Annotated in this window: 10 protein-coding genes; 8 read left to right on the top strand and 2 right to left on the bottom strand. The window is 54.3% G+C overall.

The features are described 5' to 3' along the window. The first annotated feature begins 13 nt into the window (after positions 1-13). The 8 genes from CGZ80_RS07210 (at position 14) to CGZ80_RS07170 (ending at position 17,020) form a co-directional block, all read left to right on the top strand. Positions 14-922, top strand: coding sequence for a DUF58 domain-containing protein (locus tag CGZ80_RS07210; protein WP_094412832.1), 909 nt, complete (start codon positions 14-16; stop codon positions 920-922). Then, a complete protein-coding gene (locus CGZ80_RS07205) occupies positions 919-3,192 on the top strand; it encodes a BatA domain-containing protein (RefSeq protein ID WP_094412830.1) in 2,274 nt (757 codons plus the stop codon). The genes CGZ80_RS07210 and CGZ80_RS07205 overlap by 4 nt, the downstream gene beginning before the upstream one ends. After that, positions 3,189-5,558, top strand: a complete 2,370-nt coding sequence (locus tag CGZ80_RS07200; RefSeq protein WP_094412828.1) for a hypothetical protein — start codon at positions 3,189-3,191, stop codon at positions 5,556-5,558. The genes CGZ80_RS07205 and CGZ80_RS07200 overlap by 4 nt, the downstream gene beginning before the upstream one ends. A 77-nt stretch (positions 5,559-5,635) precedes the next feature. Then, positions 5,636-11,368, top strand: coding sequence for a hypothetical protein (locus CGZ80_RS07195; protein ID WP_094412826.1), 5,733 nt, complete (start codon positions 5,636-5,638; stop codon positions 11,366-11,368). Next, on the top strand, positions 11,365-12,474 hold the full coding sequence (locus CGZ80_RS07190) for a prenyltransferase/squalene oxidase repeat-containing protein (protein ID WP_094412824.1): 1,110 nt from the start codon (positions 11,365-11,367) through the stop codon (positions 12,472-12,474). The genes CGZ80_RS07195 and CGZ80_RS07190 overlap by 4 nt, the downstream gene beginning before the upstream one ends. Then, a complete protein-coding gene (gene bshB1 / locus CGZ80_RS07185) occupies positions 12,471-13,208 on the top strand; it encodes a bacillithiol biosynthesis deacetylase BshB1 (RefSeq protein ID WP_094412822.1) in 738 nt (245 codons plus the stop codon). Before CGZ80_RS07190 ends, bshB1 begins: the two co-directional genes overlap by 4 nt. Positions 13,209-14,109: 901 nt before the next feature. Further along, positions 14,110-16,122 carry an ATP-binding protein gene (locus CGZ80_RS07175; RefSeq protein WP_158249759.1) on the top strand — a complete coding sequence of 671 codons (2,013 nt, stop codon included), beginning with the start codon at positions 14,110-14,112 and terminating at the stop codon, positions 16,120-16,122. Between the two features lie 136 nt (positions 16,123-16,258). Then, positions 16,259-17,020, top strand: a complete 762-nt coding sequence (locus CGZ80_RS07170; RefSeq protein WP_094412816.1) for a hypothetical protein — start codon at positions 16,259-16,261, stop codon at positions 17,018-17,020. Between the two features lie 6 nt (positions 17,021-17,026). Here the strand turns inward: CGZ80_RS07170 and CGZ80_RS07165 are convergent, their stop codons facing one another. Next, positions 17,027-18,211 carry a S8 family peptidase gene (locus CGZ80_RS07165; RefSeq protein ID WP_094412814.1) on the bottom strand — a complete coding sequence of 395 codons (1,185 nt, stop codon included), beginning with the start codon at positions 18,209-18,211 and terminating at the stop codon, positions 17,027-17,029. Between the two features lie 498 nt (positions 18,212-18,709). Then, positions 18,710-19,630, bottom strand: a complete 921-nt coding sequence (locus CGZ80_RS07160; protein ID WP_158222595.1) for a response regulator — start codon at positions 19,628-19,630, stop codon at positions 18,710-18,712. Between the last annotated feature and the right edge of the window lie 51 nt (positions 19,631-19,681).

Below are 19,681 nucleotides of genomic sequence, written 5' to 3'. Positions count from 1 at the left end.
ACTTTTTTCGCCAATGCGAATCTTGGACTTTGTCAAACCGAAAGAACTGGCTCGGGTCGCGAGACTTCAAATGCTTGCCCGAGAAGTTGTGGAGGGCTATTGCACTGGCAGACACCGTTCACCCCACAAAGGGTTCAGTGTCGAATTCAAAGAACACCGCCAATACGTTCAAGGCGACGAGCTGAAGAACATCGACTGGAAGGTCTTTGCAAAAAGTGACCGACTGTTCATCCGCCAATACGAAGAAGAAACCAATCTCCGTTGCAGCATCTTGGTCGATCAAAGCGGATCGATGGAATACGGCGGAACACGAAGTGTCGAGGGTTTAACCAAACGCGAATATGCGGTCCGACTTTCTGCCGCTATCGCATACTTTTTATTGGGCCAGCAAGACCCTGTCGGGTTGATCACCTTCGATAACGAAATCCGCAACCAAGTCCCACTACGCAGTCGCCCGTCACACCTTCGCGCGATCTTAACCGCACTGCTGTCGAACCATGATCGCCGCGAAACTGATTTGGGAAATGTTTTTCGCAAAGTGATCACCAAGCTCGGCAAACGCGGGCTGGTCGTGATCCTGTCAGATTCGATGGGCGACATCGAGTCGTTGTCTCGCTCACTTGCCCAAATGCGTGCCGCCCGCCACGAAGTCATCTTCTTCCAAATCTTGGATCCGGACGAAGTTGACTTCCCGTTCACCGGACGAGTTCAATTCAAGGACCTCGAACTGGCTGCGCCCGAACAGATGGTTGATGCCCGTGTGCTCGGTGATGCCTACCGACAACGACTTCTGCAACACAACGATGACTTGAAGGAAGCGTGTCGCCGTAGTCGCGTTGACCTCGTTCAGGTGACGACGGACCAGCCTTTTGTTGATGTCTTGCACGAGTACGTTGCCGCTCGGCGGAGGCTGACGCGATGAACTTGCTCAACGGAGTCTTAGCGTTCGGAGCGTTGGCATTCTCCATTCCGCTTGTCATCCACCTGTTCTTTCGCAGTCGTTTCCAGACGATTGACTGGGGCGCGATGCATTTGCTTCAAGCGGTCGTGCAGGTAAATCGCCGGAGGATGCAACTCGCCAATCTGCTCTTGCTTTTGCTGCGTTGCCTGATTCCTGTCATCCTCGCATTCTGCCTCGCCCGTCCCGTTTGGACTGGGCTCAAGGCGGTCGCCGGTGACACCCCAAAAACGTTGATTATCGCAATCGACGATTCACGCAGCATGTCCTTGACACCACAGGGTCAGCCTTCGCTGTTAGAGCAAGCAAAAGAACAACTACGATCGGTTCTGGGCGAACTTTCACGCCGCGACGAAGTGATCCTTGTTCGATCTTCGCGTGTCGCCTCGGTCCCGTCGAAGATGGGCGTTTCCGAAGCATTGACCAAGTTGCGAAAACTCTCACCCGAAGGCGGCCCTACGACGATCGGGCAGTTGCTTGAGGCCGCCGTGGTTGCCGCTCAAGATGCGACTCACCGCAGGCGGCAAATTGTTCTCCTCAGCGACTTTCAAGAATGCATCATCGATGCAACAAGCCTGGAAACGGCGCAGCGAGTCGCTGATGAAACCAAGGTGCTCGCCGGTCAGGGCGTCGAAACGTACTTTGACTTCATCGATCTCCAACCGGACTGGGACGCGATCAACAACGTCTCCGTCGATTCGGTCTCTGTCCAATCACCCGTCGTCGTCCGCCAACGCGCCGGTGTTTACGAAGCAACCATCCGCAACAGCGGTGAAGCGGCAGCAAACGATGTGCGACTTGTCTGGTCAATCGATGGTCAATCGTTGGACCCACGAACCATCTCGGTTGACGCCAAAAGTGTCGTTACAAATCGTCTGACTCAAACGATCGATGATCCTGGCCAGCACCTTGTCACCGCAATGATCGATCGATCTGACATGCTGATCGAAGACAATCATCGTGGGGTGGTCGTTGATGTAATGTCCGCCGTCAACGTTTTGTTGGTCGACGGAAAACCAAGTTCACGACCGCTCGGTGGACAGGCTGATTTTCTGGCGATCGCGTTGAGCCCCTTCGCTTTCGGCGGCGATGACCGACCAGACCCGGTAAAGTCGTCGGTCGTTACGGTCGACCAGATGCCAGCGTCAATCAGCGAGGACGCGCCACGCGTCGTCATCCTCGCCGATGTTCCCGCTTTGCAACCGGAACAACGTTCGACACTTGTCGACTTCGTTAATCAAGGCGGCGCATTGGTGGTGTTCGATGGGCCAGACGTCGATATCGAAACCTACAATGCGACTTGGCAAGCCGACGGGCAGTCACTCTCGTTTCCGGCGGTGCTCGGAACCGTCAACCAAACCGCTCAGGAGGATTCCGATCAAGGCCTCGATAGCGCCAAACTTTCATTCAGCATCGATCGACCCAACCCGCAGTACGACCCTTGGAAAGTGATCGCCAACGGTAACGGCAATCCATTTTCCGACGTCACACTCAATGCTTATCGCCGATTGTCGTTCGACAAAACTCTGTCACCGGAAGCCCAATCGGCAAAACGAGTGTTGATGCAGACGACGGCGGGCGACTTACTCGCTGTCGCCGCTCCCGTCGGTGAAGGCACGATCGTCCAGTTCGCTTTTACGGCAAACGACGCTTGGAGCAACTTACCGTTGCGTCCCGTGTTCCTTCCAATGGTCAGTCAAATGGTCCTCGACCTAGCAGGAAAACGCGAGCAATGGGATATCCCCGTGGGTCAGCCTCTTGTGCTGGATTCGAGCGATTTTGAAGCGACCGACTTGGAAGCCAGCGACAACTCGATTCGCTGGTCGGTGACGTTGCCTGATGGTGAGGTGGCCCAAGCAATGCCGAGTGGTGACGAAGTGCTTCGTTTCACGGACACGTACCAAGAAGGCTTGTATACGATTGCCCGCCGGTCAGCGATGGATAATCAAACCGCTGCCAAGAGCGTACCTTCCGTCGTCCGCTTGGTCTCTGTCGACGCAAATGAATCCTCGCTGCGTGGAGCCGGACAGCAGCAAATCGACCGCTTGCGCGAGTCTCTACAAGCGTCGCTTTTCGACGACGCCTCTGGACTGAATGCGGCCGATCGCACACGGCAATTTGGTCGGGAAATCTGGCGTTGGCTGTGGTGTGTGCTGCTCGTCGCATTAGTCGCTGAACTCTGGCTGCAACAAAATGTTCTCGCGAAACGACGAGTTCAAGGAGGGATCCGATGAGCTTGCCCCTCGTCGCTTCGCTTCGATTCGCCGGCGACTACCCGATCTGGTTGGTCGTGTTATTCACGCTGGCGGCAATCGTCGCGGTTCTTGCGTTGTACCAACGCGAAACACAACAGTTGCCAAATCCGTACCGCTGGTTGTTACCCGCGCTTCGAGCCACTGCCGTTGCAATGGTCGTCTTGGTGATCGCCGGACCGGTTTGGCATCGACGGCAAGTGATCGGCACCCTTGGACGAGTGATCTTTGCGATCGATACGTCCAACAGCATGTCGCTGAAAGATAGCCAAGGTGATTCCGGCCAACCCACTCGGCTCCAGCGGGCAACCAATTTGCTGATGGGGTCAACGACGGAACTGGGCTGGCTGGAGAAAATCAAGCAAACACATGTCGTTGACGTTGTCGCGTTCGATCAAGGAAGCGTGTCGCCGATTTGGTCCAGTGACGATGGGGGAGAGACTCCCCAATCGCTTGACCTTTCTGCCTCCGGTGCGGCAACCGATTTGGCTTCACCCCTGAATGCAGTTCTCGCGTCGCTGAATCTCAACGACGGCGGTTCGACCGATTCGAGCAAGGCCCAACAGGACTCCATGCGCAGATCAGCGTTGGTCTTGATGACCGACGGACAGCAAACACTGGCCAACATGGGCGGCCGAAGCAGCACCGCATTGGCAAACCATTTGAAACTCGGTGGCACCGAAGTCGTCACGATGGGATTTGGGTCAACCGAGGAGCCGCCTGACGTTGGAATTTTCGAAGTCCGTCACCCACAGACGGTGGCCCGCGAAGGCCGATTGACCGGTGAACTGGTCATGAAACAATCCGGCGAACGGGGGACACCAATCGGCATCGCTATCGAATCCGAAGGAGAGGTCGTTTGGAAAAGCGATTTGTTGCTTGACGATCAATCAGTTCGCAACGTGCCTTTCGATATCGATGTGCAAGCGATCGTCGAGCGTTTGAAACGCAAAACACCACGCGGAATTGAGCGGAACAACGAAGTCATCCAGCTGACTGCCAGCGTGACGTCACCCGGAAATAATTATGCGACCGACAATGATCGCATGGACTTTCGTGTCACCGCATCGACAAGAGATCGCCATCTATTAATTGTCGACGGCTCCAGTCGCTGGGAAGAACGCTATCTCAAAAACCTGTTTCAACGAGATCCCGCATGGACCGCAAATGTTGTCGTCTTCGGACCTGGCACCAGCGAGCCTTCGCTTCCTCTTGGTAATCGCGAAGGGCAGTTCCCCGATAGCGATACGGCGTTTGCGGAGTACGACGCGGTGTTGCTTGGCGAGGTGGAACCGTCGCTTCTGCGCACCGAGGATCGCGGCCGCTTGATGCGGTTCGTCGCCAACGGTGGCGGACTGATTTTGATCGAGGGTCGATTCGGCAAACTCCGTACACTCGCGTCAACAGAGTTCGGCGAATTGATGCCCGTCAGGTACCTGGGCAGCCAGATTTTGAACGAACCGACCGGCATCCGCCCAACCGATCTTGGAATGGAACAGCCCGCATTGTCCCTGGCGGATGGGATTGAAAACCTGCAACGGTTTTGGATGCAATTGCCTCCGCCGATGTGGTCAACCAATGTGGAATTAACCAAAGGTTCTGAATCATGGGCGGATGCGGTCATCCGCAATGCCCAATCGACTCCTTGGCTTGCAACTCGTATGTATGGTTCCGGCCGAGTCTTTTATTGTGGATCCGACCAGACATGGCGTTGGCGTTACAAGGTCGCTGACCGCTTCCATGCGCGATTCTGGAACCAGCTTGTCGTTGCCGCGATGGATCCGCCGTACTCGGCAAGTGATCAATTCGTTTCACTCGGTACGGACCGCGTGGAGTATTCGGCAGGTGATCCGGTTGAAGTCCGCGCGAGGCTTCGAGATGGGCGAGGCAATCCCGTCACCGATACGACGGTGGATGCGATGGTGATGCGTGATGGGATCGTCATCGCGACAGTCCCCTTGTCTGTGGACCAACCGGAACGCGGGACTTTTAAAGGATTGCTGCAGACGCTCTCGCCCGGCGAATACACCGTTCGAATTCGTGCTAGCGGCTTTGACGAGTCGGCTTTGCTTGCCACCACACCGATCTGGATCAACCAGCCACGCAACGCGGAGATGTTGCGGATGAGCTTGAATGAAACAACGCTGCGAGAGATCGCGTCGGCCGGCGGTGGCGACTACTACCACGAGTCAGACGCGCAGGGCATCCTTCAACACCTCAAACCGCTTTCGAGTGGCACTATCATCGAAACCGATACGGTGCTCTGGCAATCGTATTTCTGGTTTCTGCCGATCATTGCGCTGCTTTCCGTTGAATGGTGGTGCCGCAAGCGTGCGGGTTTGGTTTAACCGAGACAGGACGAAATTTGGCGATGTCAACGACTATCAATAACGGACCTCCCGGTGGCTCCCCGCCCTCGAGTTTCATGAACGTCGCGGGTGAATTGAACCCGGTCACGCAGCGCGGGTTAAATCGCTTTCGTCGTCGGCGCAATTTGTTGTTGGTGCTACGCGGCATCGGTATCGCGATTCTTACGTTCCTGTCGACGGTCATGCTGGTCGCCTTGCTTGACTACTTCCTCTTTGTCAGCGACATCGCACTTTGGACTTGTGGGGCGGTGATCTACTTCACCACGGCAGTCGTCGTGTGGTTCTCCGCGATTCGCCCTATTCGTCAAAGGGACGAACTTGAACTAGCAAAGCAACTTGGCGAGTTTTCCCCTGGCCTGAAAGAGGATTTACTTTCCGCCGTAGAGCTATCAGACCCTGACCATTCCAACGGCTCGATCTACTTTCAGCGTGTGCTGCAAAACCGTGTCGCCCGACGCATCGCTGGACTCGAAGTCCAATCCGTCTTGCCGATTAAGCTCGTGAGACGTTGGATCTTGAGTGGTGCCAGTGTTCTGACGATTTGTTTAGCCTTTATGCTCATCCCTTCGGCGCAATTCGGCCGGCGACTCGCACGCGCTGCGTTGCCGGGGATTGTGATCGAACGAGCCTCGCAAACGCGAGTCAGCATCGAAGCGCCAAGTCCTGCTTCAAAATATGTCGCTCAAGGCGATGCTGTCGCAGTGATCGTTTCGATCGAGCGACTCGGAAACGCCGATGTTCTGCTCCAATGGCGTGACCCGGACGGCAATTCAGGCGAATCGACCATGACGCCCCGACTGTCACCGTCGATGCTCGGCTACGCGTCTCCCGACGAATCGGCCGAATTAGCAAATGACCAATCGGTTCCTTCCGAACAATACTCCGCAAACCTATCGGTCGGATCGACCCCGATCGAGTATCGAGTACTTGCCGGTGACGCCATCACGCGGTGGCATCGCTTGACACCGCTGCCACGTCCCAAGGTGATTCAATTCGAAAAGCTCTACCATCTTCCGGAATACGCTGAGCTTACCGATCGAACTTCGGTCGAAGAACACGGCGACCTCAAAGCGTTGCAAGATACGACTGCGGAGGTCACTGTCACCTTTGATCAGCCTGTCCAGTTCGCTGCGATTCGCTACGGCGTCCGCGGCAGCAAGACAATGATGGAGCCAGTGGACGAGGCGGGAACACGGTTCAAGACATCGGTCTCAATTAAAACGTCTGGGCAGTATCAGATCGAAGCCGAAAGTAGCGTGAGCGGATTGGACAACCCGTTCGCCCCGATGAACTTGATCGTCCCAGTGCTGGATCTGACACCGATTGTGCGTTGGCAAACCGGTACCGAACTTAAACGATTGGTATCTTCGGTTGATGTCTTGGAGCTTCAGGCCCAAGTCACGGACGACTTACCACTCGACCAGGTTTTGCAAGAAGTAAAGGTCAACGGTGACGAAATCGAATCGTATCCGCTCGACTTGGATAGCCCCTCCCGCCAGCATGACCTGGCTTGGTCCTGGGACTTGATGCATCGACTTGGGGATTCTTCCCCTGAAAATCGCTTGAAGGCTGGTGATGTCGTTCGCACTCGTGTCGTCGCAATCGATCGCAAAGGCAACCGTGCGATGTCGCCGGTGATCGAGTTGATGATCGCTGGCGAAGGATTCAATTCGGATCGTCATGCATTCTTGGATTCCCAAGCCGCTTACCAATCTTCAATTCACGATTGGGCTGACGCTTGTCATGAACTTGCTGAAAAGTTGCGTGATGCAACTGAAAACCAACAACTGGAAAACTACGGCCAGTACCACGAACAGTGGTCAGAGCTGCAACGCAAGTCAACTGATCTGATTAAACAGTCACGGTTGGTTCTTGCCTCAACTGGAAATGACGCCAATGCCGCGGTCACCGAATTGGCAGCCAATGTGATCGTGGATATCGAGTTTCGGATCGAAGGCGTGTTTGTCGGCTTGAGCTTCATCCGCACACTCTCTGAGGACCGATGGGCGTCCGAACGGAAGGAAGCGTACGAGCGGCTTAAATCAGAAGCTGCCGATGCGATGAACCAGAGTCAACGCCTCTCAGAGCTATCACAAAATCGATTCGCCGCCGCGTTTCAATCGGCGATGTACTCGGACGTTCTGACACTGCAGCGGAACATCAGCGACATGGCTGAGAATTTGCCGGAAGAACGATTGGGGCGATACGTGGGGCTGCTTGCCGGACAGTTCGAAGAAGTTGATCGGTTGCTCGCCAAGTATGCCGAGCTCCTGCCAATGCAAACGGCGCAACATCTTTCAGGTCGCTGGAGCCCGTGGTCCCAGAGTTGGGCGATCCAACTGGACACGCTGATTCAGGAGAACGCGGAGCGCGACCAAGCGAATGCGGTCATCCAATCACTGAATGATCAAGCTTCCAACAAGCCACAAGAAATGATCGACCACGGCGTCCACGACTCGATGATCCGGCTTCAACGCGATCTCTCTCGGGAACTGGGAAACCTCGCCACGCAAACCGATCTCCTCCGTGATCGTGGGAATCAAATGCGACAGTCGTTGTCGGAATCGCAAAATACGCGTGATGCCGATCAAGCGACCAAACTTGCAGCCGACGTTCGTTGGAAACAACTACGCTTTGCCTCACAACAAGAACGCCTGACGGTGCGGACAGCAGGACGCGAAACACTCAGCCGCGTCAAAATGCATTCGGATCTTGAATTTGCCTCCGACCTAAACCTGTACTCGCGCGCCGTAAAGAACGTGACACGAGAAGGATACGAGCCGTACAAGGACGAAACACCCGAGGTTGTATTGAACTCGATCTCCAGGGCGATCCGAGTGCTTGAAGCCTGCGCCGAACTACGCCAAGCCAAAAGCTCGATCGCGGCGATTCGTGAAGGCGAGCGTCAGCCGGATGGCGCCCCCGTGCGAAAAATCTATCACCCCATTTGGTTCCGGCACCAAGAGATCGTGCTCGAACTAGCGACAATTCACCTTCGCGATGCGGGCATCAACTGGGACGAATACCTAGCGCCCATCGAACGCACACGACGTTCGGACGACTGGCGATCGGCGCAAGAGAAATTTGATCAGCGAGTTTGGCGTAACGAACCGTATCTCTCGGCGGTTGCACCGCTTGATGTCGTACTCGACGAACTCACTCGAACAGAACGGCAACTGAACGAACAACAGACGCAGGCACGTGAAACGCTGAAACGGTATGTACTAAGCCTTGTCGAACAAGCTCGTGAAGCGGCGGCGGCAGCCGATCGGGCGATCCAGGAGAACCCACAGCGTCAATCAGACAGCGACGAAGATTCCCAAAAGCCACTTCAAGCGATCGATCAAGCCAGCCGCAAAGCGACCGAAACGGTACAAAGCTTGATCGATGAAGCGAATACGGCCACGGTGTTGGACCAAGACCAACGTGAACGCGCTCGTGATGCGGATGCCGCTTCGGAATTGATTTCCAACGCTCTCCGCCAAACGCAACAATCCGCACGTCAAATTCAAGACGCCTCAACCGATCTGCAACGTCAGCGGGCTTTCGAAAAATCCGCCGACGACTTGGCATTGTTGAAACAGCGTTTATCAGAAACCGCGGAGCACTTTGAACGCTTGCAACGAGGCGAAGACTTTAGCGAAAGCCGTGAGCGACTTCGTCAGGATGCACAACAACTGAGTACGGCAAATCAGCTCTTAAACCGCTACAACGAAGCTGAAAAACTTGCACAAGCAGCGTCTCAAGACCCAAGGGAACTACTCAAGCAGCTTGAGCAAGAATTGCAACGGAACGAAGCGATGCAAGACTCGCTCAGTCATCTGGCTTCCGAAATCGTCGACGACGCGGCCAGACAATTACAACAGGCATCCAAGCTGGAAGCGGAGATTCAGCGGCGGCTGGAACAAGAGGATGACGCGTTTCAAGAGCGAAAGCAACAACAACGCATGCTGTTAGAGGAATTCGTCCAGCGAGCAGAGACATTGAGGGACCGTACGCTTTCCACCGCAGCATCCGCTGCAGGTTGGGGCAACGACGCCGACGCAAGACGGCTGCTTGAAGAAGCACGGCAAACGCTTGATGCCGCCGTAAAGGCTACCGAAACCGGCCGTCGGGGTGACGCGACGCTAGAGGAAATTCAGCAATCAGCCCGAGAACTTCGAAACCAGCTTGAGCGCGCTCGTCAGAGTACCGAACAGGCTTCGTCGCAAATGGAACGGTCGTCTGAACGTGCGCTTCATCAGTCCGACGAAGCTCGCGATCGCGCCGCCGCGGACATGACGCGAAACGAAAACCAACTCCGCAATCAAGAACTGAACGCACTCAACCAGCAACGCAATCGTTGGAATTCAAATGAAACGCAGGCGAACCAACGAATCAACCGAGCCCAAAAAACCATCCGTGAGGCAAACGAAGCAATCACTCGCGAGCAAGAACGCCTACAAAGCGATCCCAACAACGAATGGCGAAAACAGGAGATCAGGCGGCAACAGGATCGGCTGCTTGAGGCCGAAAGAACAGAAGAGCAAGCCAAAACCACCAAGGAGCTTGCACGGGATCGACGTAACCGGGCCAACGACCGAGCGTTGGCCATTAACACGCCGAAGGCAATCGAACTGACGAAACCGAATCCGGCTTCGGAACTAGGCCATTCGCTTTCCGATGACGCCATCGACCGGCTTCAACAACTCACCGCAGAGCTTGACCAATTGACACAAGCGGGCGACTTCGCCGATCAACTTCGCTCGGAACGAGGAACCGCAGAACGATTTGAGACGCAACAATCAGGCATCGACAGAGATGTTCGGCAATCGGCGGACGACTTAATGCGTGCATCACGACACGAGCGTCGGCTGGGCAACGAACCTGTCGCCGAAAAGCTATCTAGTGCTTCACGTTCGGTCGAAAACAGTTCTGCCCGTGCTACCACAGAAGCCAACGAAAAATTGGTCCGTGCGGCAGACGAAAATTCGGTGACTCCGACGGCAAGCTCTGCCTTGTCGGAAGCCTCGCAACTCCTCGACAAACAATCGAAGGAACTAAAAGCCACGTTCTCTAGAGGAGACGCCGATCAGGATCAAGCTGCGTCAACGGAAATGCAATCGATGCCAAGCGCCGATCCAAGCCAGATGGCCTCAACGAATCCGAACAGGCAACGCAATAGTCAAACGCCAGGTCAGTCGCCAAGGTCAGCTTCGCAATCCCAGTCACCGATCAGTCAAGCAAGCCCGGAGCAGATGGCCCAAACGCTCGATGAACTTGATCGAACACTTTCACGAAATGCTCAGTCTGGAAACAAGAACGCGGGTGAATCCGGCGGACAACCACAACCATCTTCCCAGGGCGCCTCTAACGGTGGCGATGCGAACCAGCAACAATCCGCACAAGCATCGTCTGGTTCTCAGTCGGGGCAAAACCAAAGCGGCGAGAATGCTACCGATGCCTCCGCAACGCTGGCGCAAATGCTCGACGCGCAGGCCCAACAAGCGGCAAAGGAACGAATGAGAAGTCTCGCGCAAGCCCAAGCGGGTCAGTCGCCAAATTCAAATCAAACAGGCAATCAGTCCAACGATCCGTTGTCGCAATCGGGAACAGGAGATCCGCCGGGCGGAAGTGATGCGGTCGATGCCATCGATCAGGTCGAAGGCGGCGACTGGGGCGATCTTCGTGCACAAGGCGTGAAAGACGTCAACGAAGGTCCCGGCTCTAAAGTTCCGCGGAGCTATGCCGCTGAAGTGAAAGCGTATTTCAAGGCACTGGGCAAACGATCCGCAGAGGTGACCGAATGAAACGTTTCAACCGCCGCTGCGTTTTCGGCATGATGGGCGCATTGGCTTGCTCTCAAAAACCGAACTGGATATTCGCACAGGAGTCCGCACCAATCGATCAGCTTTACGTTGATGACGGACTTGATGAAGCATGCGATCGCGCAATCGACTATCTGCTCAGCAATCAGCGCACCGCCGATCACATTGCTGCCGGATCTATCACAGACCGCGGACACGAAGTCGCGTTGACGTCGCTCGCAATTATGGCGATGGCATCCCTAGGCATTGAACCGTCCCAGCCCAACCGGCAAGGTCATGCGATGCGAGCAGCGATTGACTTTGTGCTTCGCGAGCATCATCAAACCGATGCCGGATACTTGGGATCGCACGACGGTTCCCGTATGTACGGACATGGGATCGCGACGTTGATGTTGACGGAGATGTTGGGAATGGGCGCCAGTGAAGCTCAGAATCGTGCGATTCACGACCGACTCGAACAAGCCGTCCGACTAATTTTGGCATCGCAAGCGGTCCGTAAATCCCGGCGGCTACAAGGTGGATGGCGTTACACGCCGGGATCAACTGAAAGCGACCTCTCGGTCTCCATTTGGCAACTGATGGCACTTCGATCCGCGAAGAATGACGGCTTGGATGTTCCTTCGGAGGCGATCGAAAGTGCCCTGGAGTACCTTCGCAATTCTTACACCGGACGATTCAGTGGTCCCGCCAGTACTGGTGGCGGATTTAGTTACACCCCCGGTCAATCCCACCCCTCGTTCACGATGACTGCGGCTGGCTTGCTAGCGATGCAAGTCTGTGGACAATACGAAGCGGCAGAGGTTGCGGCAGCCGCGAACTGGTTAATGCAAAACCGTCCCAAAGTCAGTGAAAGGTATTTGTTCTATGGCTTGTATTACTATGCACAGGGCATGTACCAAGCCGGGGGCAAGTTCAATGACGAAGCGCGATCCGTTGTGGCATCACTACTGTTGCCCCGGCAACGACGTGACGGATCGTGGATGTCACCGAGTGGCGAGGAACGAAACGTCGGAATGGTTTACTCAACCTCACTTGCCGTACTCTCCCTTTCAGTACGCTATCACTATTTGCCGATCTATCAGCGATGACATCCATTCACACCGAAGGTCCCGAAGCAATCGGGCCCATCGATCCGCTCGACTTTTTAGTGATCGCACCGCACCCCGACGATGCCGAACTTGGAATGGGCGGAACGATTGCGAAAATGGTCGACCAAGGAATGCGTGTCGGAATTCTTGATTTGACAACTGGTGAACCCACACCGCACGGCAGCGAAGCCATCCGCCGCGCAGAGACTGAAAAGGCAACGGAGATTCTTAGGCCTACTTGGCGTGGTAACGCGGGGCTTAAAAACCGCGAGCTACAGCATACCTTGGAAGCTCGGAAGCACATCGCCAGCTACTTTCGAATGCTGCGTCCGCGTTGGATTTTTGCTCCCTTCTTTCATGACGCCCATCCGGACCATGTCGCCGCAACGGAGATGATCGAAGCGGCGCGGTTTTATGCGAAGCTCTCGAAGTCAGACATGCCGGGTGAACGTTTTCATCCCGAACGTCTGTACTACTACTTTTGCATTCACCTTCGATTGGCGGTACAGCCGAGTTGGATCGTCGATATTTCGGAAACCTTCGATCGCAAACGAGAATCGATCAAGGCTTATGAAAGCCAGTTCATTACCGGCCGTCCGCAAGAACATCCAACCATGTTGGACCGCCTTGAAACAGACGCCGCTTACTTCGGTAATCTGATCGCGCGACGATACGGTGAGCCCTTTGCCACGAAGGAGCCACTCGCGTTAAGTTCACTTCGCGATGTGATCTAAACATTGAATGGTGCGGATAGCTCCGTGTTATCTGCATGAAAGTCGAAAAGTGTTTTCCGACATCAAGATTCGGGACCATGGACTCAAGTCGTTTTCTTCGAGGAAGTGTGTTTCGCATTCACGCATCGGTCGTTTCGCGTTAAAAAATAACGCCCTGTTGAAATGCCGTAAAAACGCATTCCCAAAAAGGATCGCGTCTCTCAAATGACCGTCGCCTGCCATCTCTCATTCGATGGCATCATTCAGACATCAGACGGTTCGAGTGGTAGACGGCTACTCCCCTCGTGAAGGTTGCCCCCAGGTTTGTGGAATTGATCTGCGAGTTGATAGCTTCGCGCTAAGATAGTTTTAATGCGAACGGCCATTGCCCGCTCATTGCGGGAGACAAGACGTCACACTGCTTCCTTCGTAGACCCCCTCTCACAGAAACACGATCTGCTATGAAGGCGATTGATGAGATGGGGCACGAGAAGGTCAAAGTGATCAATGCATGTGATCACCGTTTCGCGAGTGGCACACGAATTCCAACGAAGTGACATTCATCGTCATCAAGGAGGAATTCAATTGCTGGGTTTTGCGGGAAAGTCGTGTTGGCGACTGACTCAAGTTCAGTTCAGTGAACAAAGAATTGCAAGGAATTGGAACCGTTGACAACGCTCAAGCCACCTCAGCGAAAACCCGATGATTTGCTGCATAGCTGTCTGTATCGCGACCTCAATTTCGACTCGATTTCTCACTCCGATTCAATCATCGAGTCGGATTCGACACTCGACGTCGCGACCGCGGTTCAAGACGCTATCCAAGAAATCCGGCGACACTCGAAGGCACCGTCTTTTGTAGCAATCAACTCTGTCGATTGCGTCGCAGAAGGCTTCCTACCATGACCGTAGTAGTAAAGCCAATGACCCCACCACCAATCGTCGCCCGCGACTATCGGATCCTCGTGGTTACCCCCAACCACGACGACTTCGAGTTGCTGTCCAAAATTTTGAGGAAAGGTCAAGCGAGTGACCCACATGGATGTCGCTTTATCTTGCACCATATTGACGATTGTTGTCGGGCACTAACAGCCGCGAAAGAATGGAATCCCGACCTGATCTTCCTGGATGAAAAGCTGCAATGTGAGCCGAATGAACCGCCCGTCACCAAAATCCAACGTGAACGCCCCGACATACCGATTGTAATTCTGACGGGACATAGCAACGAGTTTGTGGCCGCGAACGTCTTTCATGGAAACGTTCGAGACTTTGTCAGCAAATCGAGAATGCGTTTCGATTCACTGTTCTCGGTTATCCGCGATGCAACCGCTGCTGAACAAAGCGATCAGGCCGAAGAAACCAATCTGTCCATCCTGATCGTAGACAATAGCAGCAACGATCGCGGATGGATCGCACGGAATATCGAACGTTTACCTAGCTATCAAGTAATCGCGATTACCGCCGCAACAATCGAGCAAGCCAACGACGTTCTGGCAGACCAGTTACCGGATTGCATTCTGATTGATGATTCCTTTCCCGGTGAAGCGACGTTGCACTTCATTCGCAAAGCCATCTTGGAACATCCGTTTCTCCCCGTGATCACGCTGACGAGACTCGGTCGTGAATCGTTCGCTACCGAATCAATACGGACCGGTGCGCAGCACTATCTGGTCAAGGCAACACTGACGGCAGAGATACTCGACTGTGCGATTCGATCTGCTGTCGAACAGAAAAACCTGGAACGAAAAATCGCATGTCGTGACGCATACATCTATCAATGTCAACGGAAGGAAGCCGAATGGCGTGAAAGGCTCGAGTTAGTGGTTCGGTCCGCTGAAGCCGTCATCTGGGACGTCAGTTTTCCCTCCGGAGTAGTCACGGTTAACGACCAATTCAGCAAACTCTCTGGTCACAAAGTTGTCGAGAACAAGACGACAATCGATGCCATTACTCGGTTGATTCATCCCGATGACAGCCCCAAAAAACTTTTTCACGAGGATGTCGAACCGAACTGCGAGTTTCAAGAAACGGTTGTCCGAATCCATTGTGCCGACGGGAGTTGGAAATGGATTCAATCACGGGGTAAAACGGTGGAGTGTGACCCTGAGGGAAATCCGATACGCGCGGCAGGGATCTTTCTCGACGTGACCAGTGAGAAGCAATCAGCCGACGAGATCATTCAGAAGAACGAGGAACTGCAACGGTTCGCGCATGTGACCTCACACGACCTTCGTGAACCTCTGCGGATGATCACGTGCTTCACAGAACTGTTGCGACAAGAGTACTACGACCAACTTGACCAGGACGCGCAACGATACATCGACTTTGCCAACAACAACGCAAAGCGAATGCAAGACCTGATCAACGATCTGCTTGAATACTCTCGCTTCGGGACGTCAAACGAGAAAGCGACCGATGTCGATCTAAATTCGGCGTTAAACGACATTAAGCACGATCTGTCGATGGCGATTCAAGAATCGGGCGCGTTACTCCGACACTGCAAACTACCGAGGGTTCGCTGTGTCGCGACAAAGATTTATTCGCTGCTGCAAAACCTGATCGCAAATTCGATCAAATACCGCGACCCCGAGCGCCCGCTTCTCGTCGACGTACGTGGACGACGCGAAGCGGGCTTCTATATCATCTCGATTGTCGACAACGGCATCGGCATGGATCAAAAGTTCGAAAAGAAAATCTTTGAACCGTTCCAACGACTGCATGGGCAAGGCGAGTACTCGGGGACCGGAATCGGGTTAGCGATCTGCAAACGCATCGTCTCCGAATTGGGCGGCCGAATCTGGGTGGAAACCACGAGGCAGGTTGGTTCAACGTTCCATTTCAGTATCCCAGATCACCTGATTCTCTCCTTGCCTGACGAAGAACAATTCGAATTTGCTACGGAAGGTCAGGTCGATGATGTGGCTTCGCCAGCATAAATCCGCTGGATGTCGGCGAAGCGCCAAACTTGCTGCTTTGCATCCATCACGCACAGGCTCGAACCTTGAATTCTATCGGGGGGTTCGGTATGGTGATCACACTGGTGTGATCATTGTACGTCGCCGAGCCAGATGCATGTCACAACATCTTGAAGCAGTCGAAGTTGGCCCCGTTCCAGAACACTTGCGTCCAGCGCTTGCCAGTCTTCTGACAGCGAACATTTATGCCGAGCAATCCGACAGTTGTCGTTGGGATTTCGCGGTAGAAATTGAACAGCTGTCGTCACTTGCGCTCGTCCCAAATGACTTCCGATGGTTGGTTCGCAACGGGTTAGTCGAACATCAACGAGAAATCACGTTAGAAAACGATAATGGTCGTTCGTTTCGAAAGACAGGTGATTTGACGTTTGCTAAACGAACCTGTTTCGTTTTAACGGACAAAGGGATTCGTTGTGCTGCCGGAATCGCAGCCGTGCCCAAAGACATCCTGGACCTCATTGAGCAACCGCTTCGCCGTCAAACAACAGCGGTGTCCAACAGCGCTCAAAAAATTTTCCCAATATCAAAGTTGCCAACGTCAACTCCGTCTCCGCAGTGGGACTCGGAGCGACGCGTGCTTCATTTTCGCGGCGCGATCGTCAAACATTTCAAATGGGTTGCACACAATCAGCAGGCCGTCTTGAACGCATTCGAAGAGGACGGCTGGCCACCGAGAATCGATGACCCGCTGCCCGGACAACCTGAACAAGACTCGAAACGCCGGCTCAGTGATACGATCAAGTGTTTGAATCGGAAACAACTGCATCCACTCATTCACTTCCGAGGTGATGGCACCGGCGAAGGAGTTATCTGGGAACTCACTCGTCAGCAAGTGACGGATCGTCCAACGACGAAGTGATTGCGGCTACTGTGGTGCCCGCACGATTCCATTCCCAACGTCGTCAAATGTCGATCCGATAATCGGCTCCGCGGTGGCAAGGGTTTTTGCGGCAAGGTTCTCACTCGTTAACTGCACTCCGACGCGGTTCAGATACTCTGCCCAAAGTGCGGCACATCCAGCCACGTGCGGTGTCGCCATGCTGGTACCGTTGATGGTTCGCAGCGCATGATCGCCGCCAATCCAAGCGGATGTTACGCTGACGCCAGGCCCTGACAGGTTGCACTGGGTGTTGGAAAAATTGGCAACGCTCAGGTTTCCAACCTGAGAACGTTGGAGAGCACCGACAGAGATCATGCCATCACCGGCTGCCGGGGGCGAGACAGCGATTTCATACCTCGGGCGATCGCTTTCATTTCCTGACGCCGCAACAATGATCGCCGCCTGAGAGAACGGATTGCCGGCATCAAGCAACGCGGTCAAGCTGCTAAACAAATTCACATTCGCTCGGTACTGTTCCAAAGCGATCGATGTCGCAGCGGCGATTGGATACCCCTGACTTCTAACCAAGTAGTCTACGAATCCTGGGAAATCGATTCCAAGTGACATCGAGATGACGTTGGCGCCGCCTTCATAGGCCCAATTGATCGCGTTCGCCAAACTGGCCGAACTGCCGCCTCCCGGGCCGAGGACTTTACCGATTAACGCTTTCCTCACGCCTCGAGCAACACCGATGCGAAGTCCGTTGACATCACGTCCGAAGATGGTTGCCGCACAGTGTGTTCCGTGACCGTTCTCGTCATCGGGTCCTCCTTGCGTGAAGTTGCGGCGTTCGAGCGCAACACCGCTGAACGCGACGTGTGTCGGGTTGATTCCGGTGTCCAGTACAGCGACAACGACACCCGAACCATCGTATGAGCTGGTGTGCGCTCCTACGGCTTCGATTCCCCAAGTGTTTCCCACCGCACTTGGCGTATGCTCTTGGCCGCCAACGGGTTCGATCAGTTTCAGCGGCATCGAGTCGACAATCATACTTACATCTGGATCGCGACGCAGATCCGCAGTGTCTGCGTCGGTCATCATCTCAGAGTCGACTTCGACACCGACGACTTGAGGCAATCGCGCGATCTCCGCCATCGGGCCGGCCGCGAGACTTCTTCGGAACGTTTTCTTCGCTCTCAAGACGATCCGCTCTTTCATCTCTCCCGACATTCCACGCTCCTGTGCGCAGCTGAACTCTGCGCTGCTGATTTGACACCGAATGATTTGTCACACACCTACGAGACATAAATCATCGAGCCGAAATCGATCGGAAACTACGGAAGTCTATTGGTATGAGGATTCCGGTTGTGTTCCGTAGCAACAGCGAAGAGGACGTTGAAAACCTCGGCTTCTCAAATCTACCGACGATCGGAATGGATTCACAAGCGGCGTGAATCGGCAAAAGACGCGAACCACCCTGAGGGAATCCTTCCCCCAAAGTAATTCGATAGTTCGACAATCGAACCTGAGCTGGCTGAACGCCCATTTGCCCCTAATCAAGTGGGCGGTCGACAGTGGATCGGTTCGCCGATCAATCCTCCGGCCGTTTCGTCGATGCACCTGCAACGTACAACGCGTTGCATTGATCCTATTGAAGTGCAAAACCGGCCGCGCAGCCCCGCGCGAGGGCTTTGGCATGTGATGATCGTCTCCCCATTCGCTGTGTAGTTAGACGCACACCTCTGTCCGAAGTTGCATCTCGCTCCAGAGTCGATCCCAAGAGCACGGCTTGTTTAAAAATGCGGCGGCACCGAGGTTCAGCACCTTTCGCTTGAGCGCATTGTTGACATGGCCCGTCACAACAATCACCGGTATCTCACGTGTAATCGGATTGTCTTTTAAACGGCCCAGTACGTAGTCACCTTGGACGTCTTGCATTTCGTAGTCCAAGATGATCGCCATCAGATCCTGCTGGATCGCTTCACGAAAACCATTCAGACCTTCGAGTGAGTGATAGACCTGAACCCCTTTGCTCTCGAACCGACGACGCAGTAGCCCACCCCACGCCGGATCATCATCAATGATTAAGACAGAAGGTTTACGTGGCTCGGTGGACGGCGGCTCGAAACCGGATTCCATCTCGGATCGCATGTCGAGCGCGTTGAGAAACTCTTCGACCGACAAATCTTCTTCTGCAGCTTCGACACCGGTTTGTGGTGATTCACTCGGTGCGTTAGGCGGCGCGAGCGTTTTCTTTACGACGGGCTTCTCATTCTGGAGAAGATTGCTTTTGATCAGCTTTTCGAGCGTCGGCCAAATAGCACCGGACTTCGCGACGTGATGCGCCGAGATCTGTCTGCAACGCTCCTTGATCTCGCTGTCCTCTTTGCCGGTGAGTACGACAATCGGGATATCTTTCAGCTCGGCATGGTTCGCGATCATTTCACAAACGGCCATCCCGTTACCGCGTGGCATGTTCACATCGATACAGACCATGTCAGGTCGGAGCACATTGGTCGTCGTGAGCGCAGTCATCGCGTTTCGCGCATAGACGACTTCGATATTGGGGCTGATCGACTTGCACTTTGCGACGAGTAGACGAAGTAAATCAGGGTCATCATCAGCGAATAAGATTGTCTTATGTGTCATCGTTGTCAGGCTCTGGTAAAATGTTTGGTGGGCAGTTGCGATCATCGTCCT

It is taken from the genome of Rhodopirellula sp. MGV (assembly GCF_002251265.1).
Taxonomy (GTDB): Bacteria; Planctomycetota; Planctomycetia; order Pirellulales; family Pirellulaceae; genus Stieleria; species Stieleria baltica_A.
Note: the sequence above shows the minus strand (reverse complement) of the source record. Positions and strands in the feature narration are given on the sequence as shown.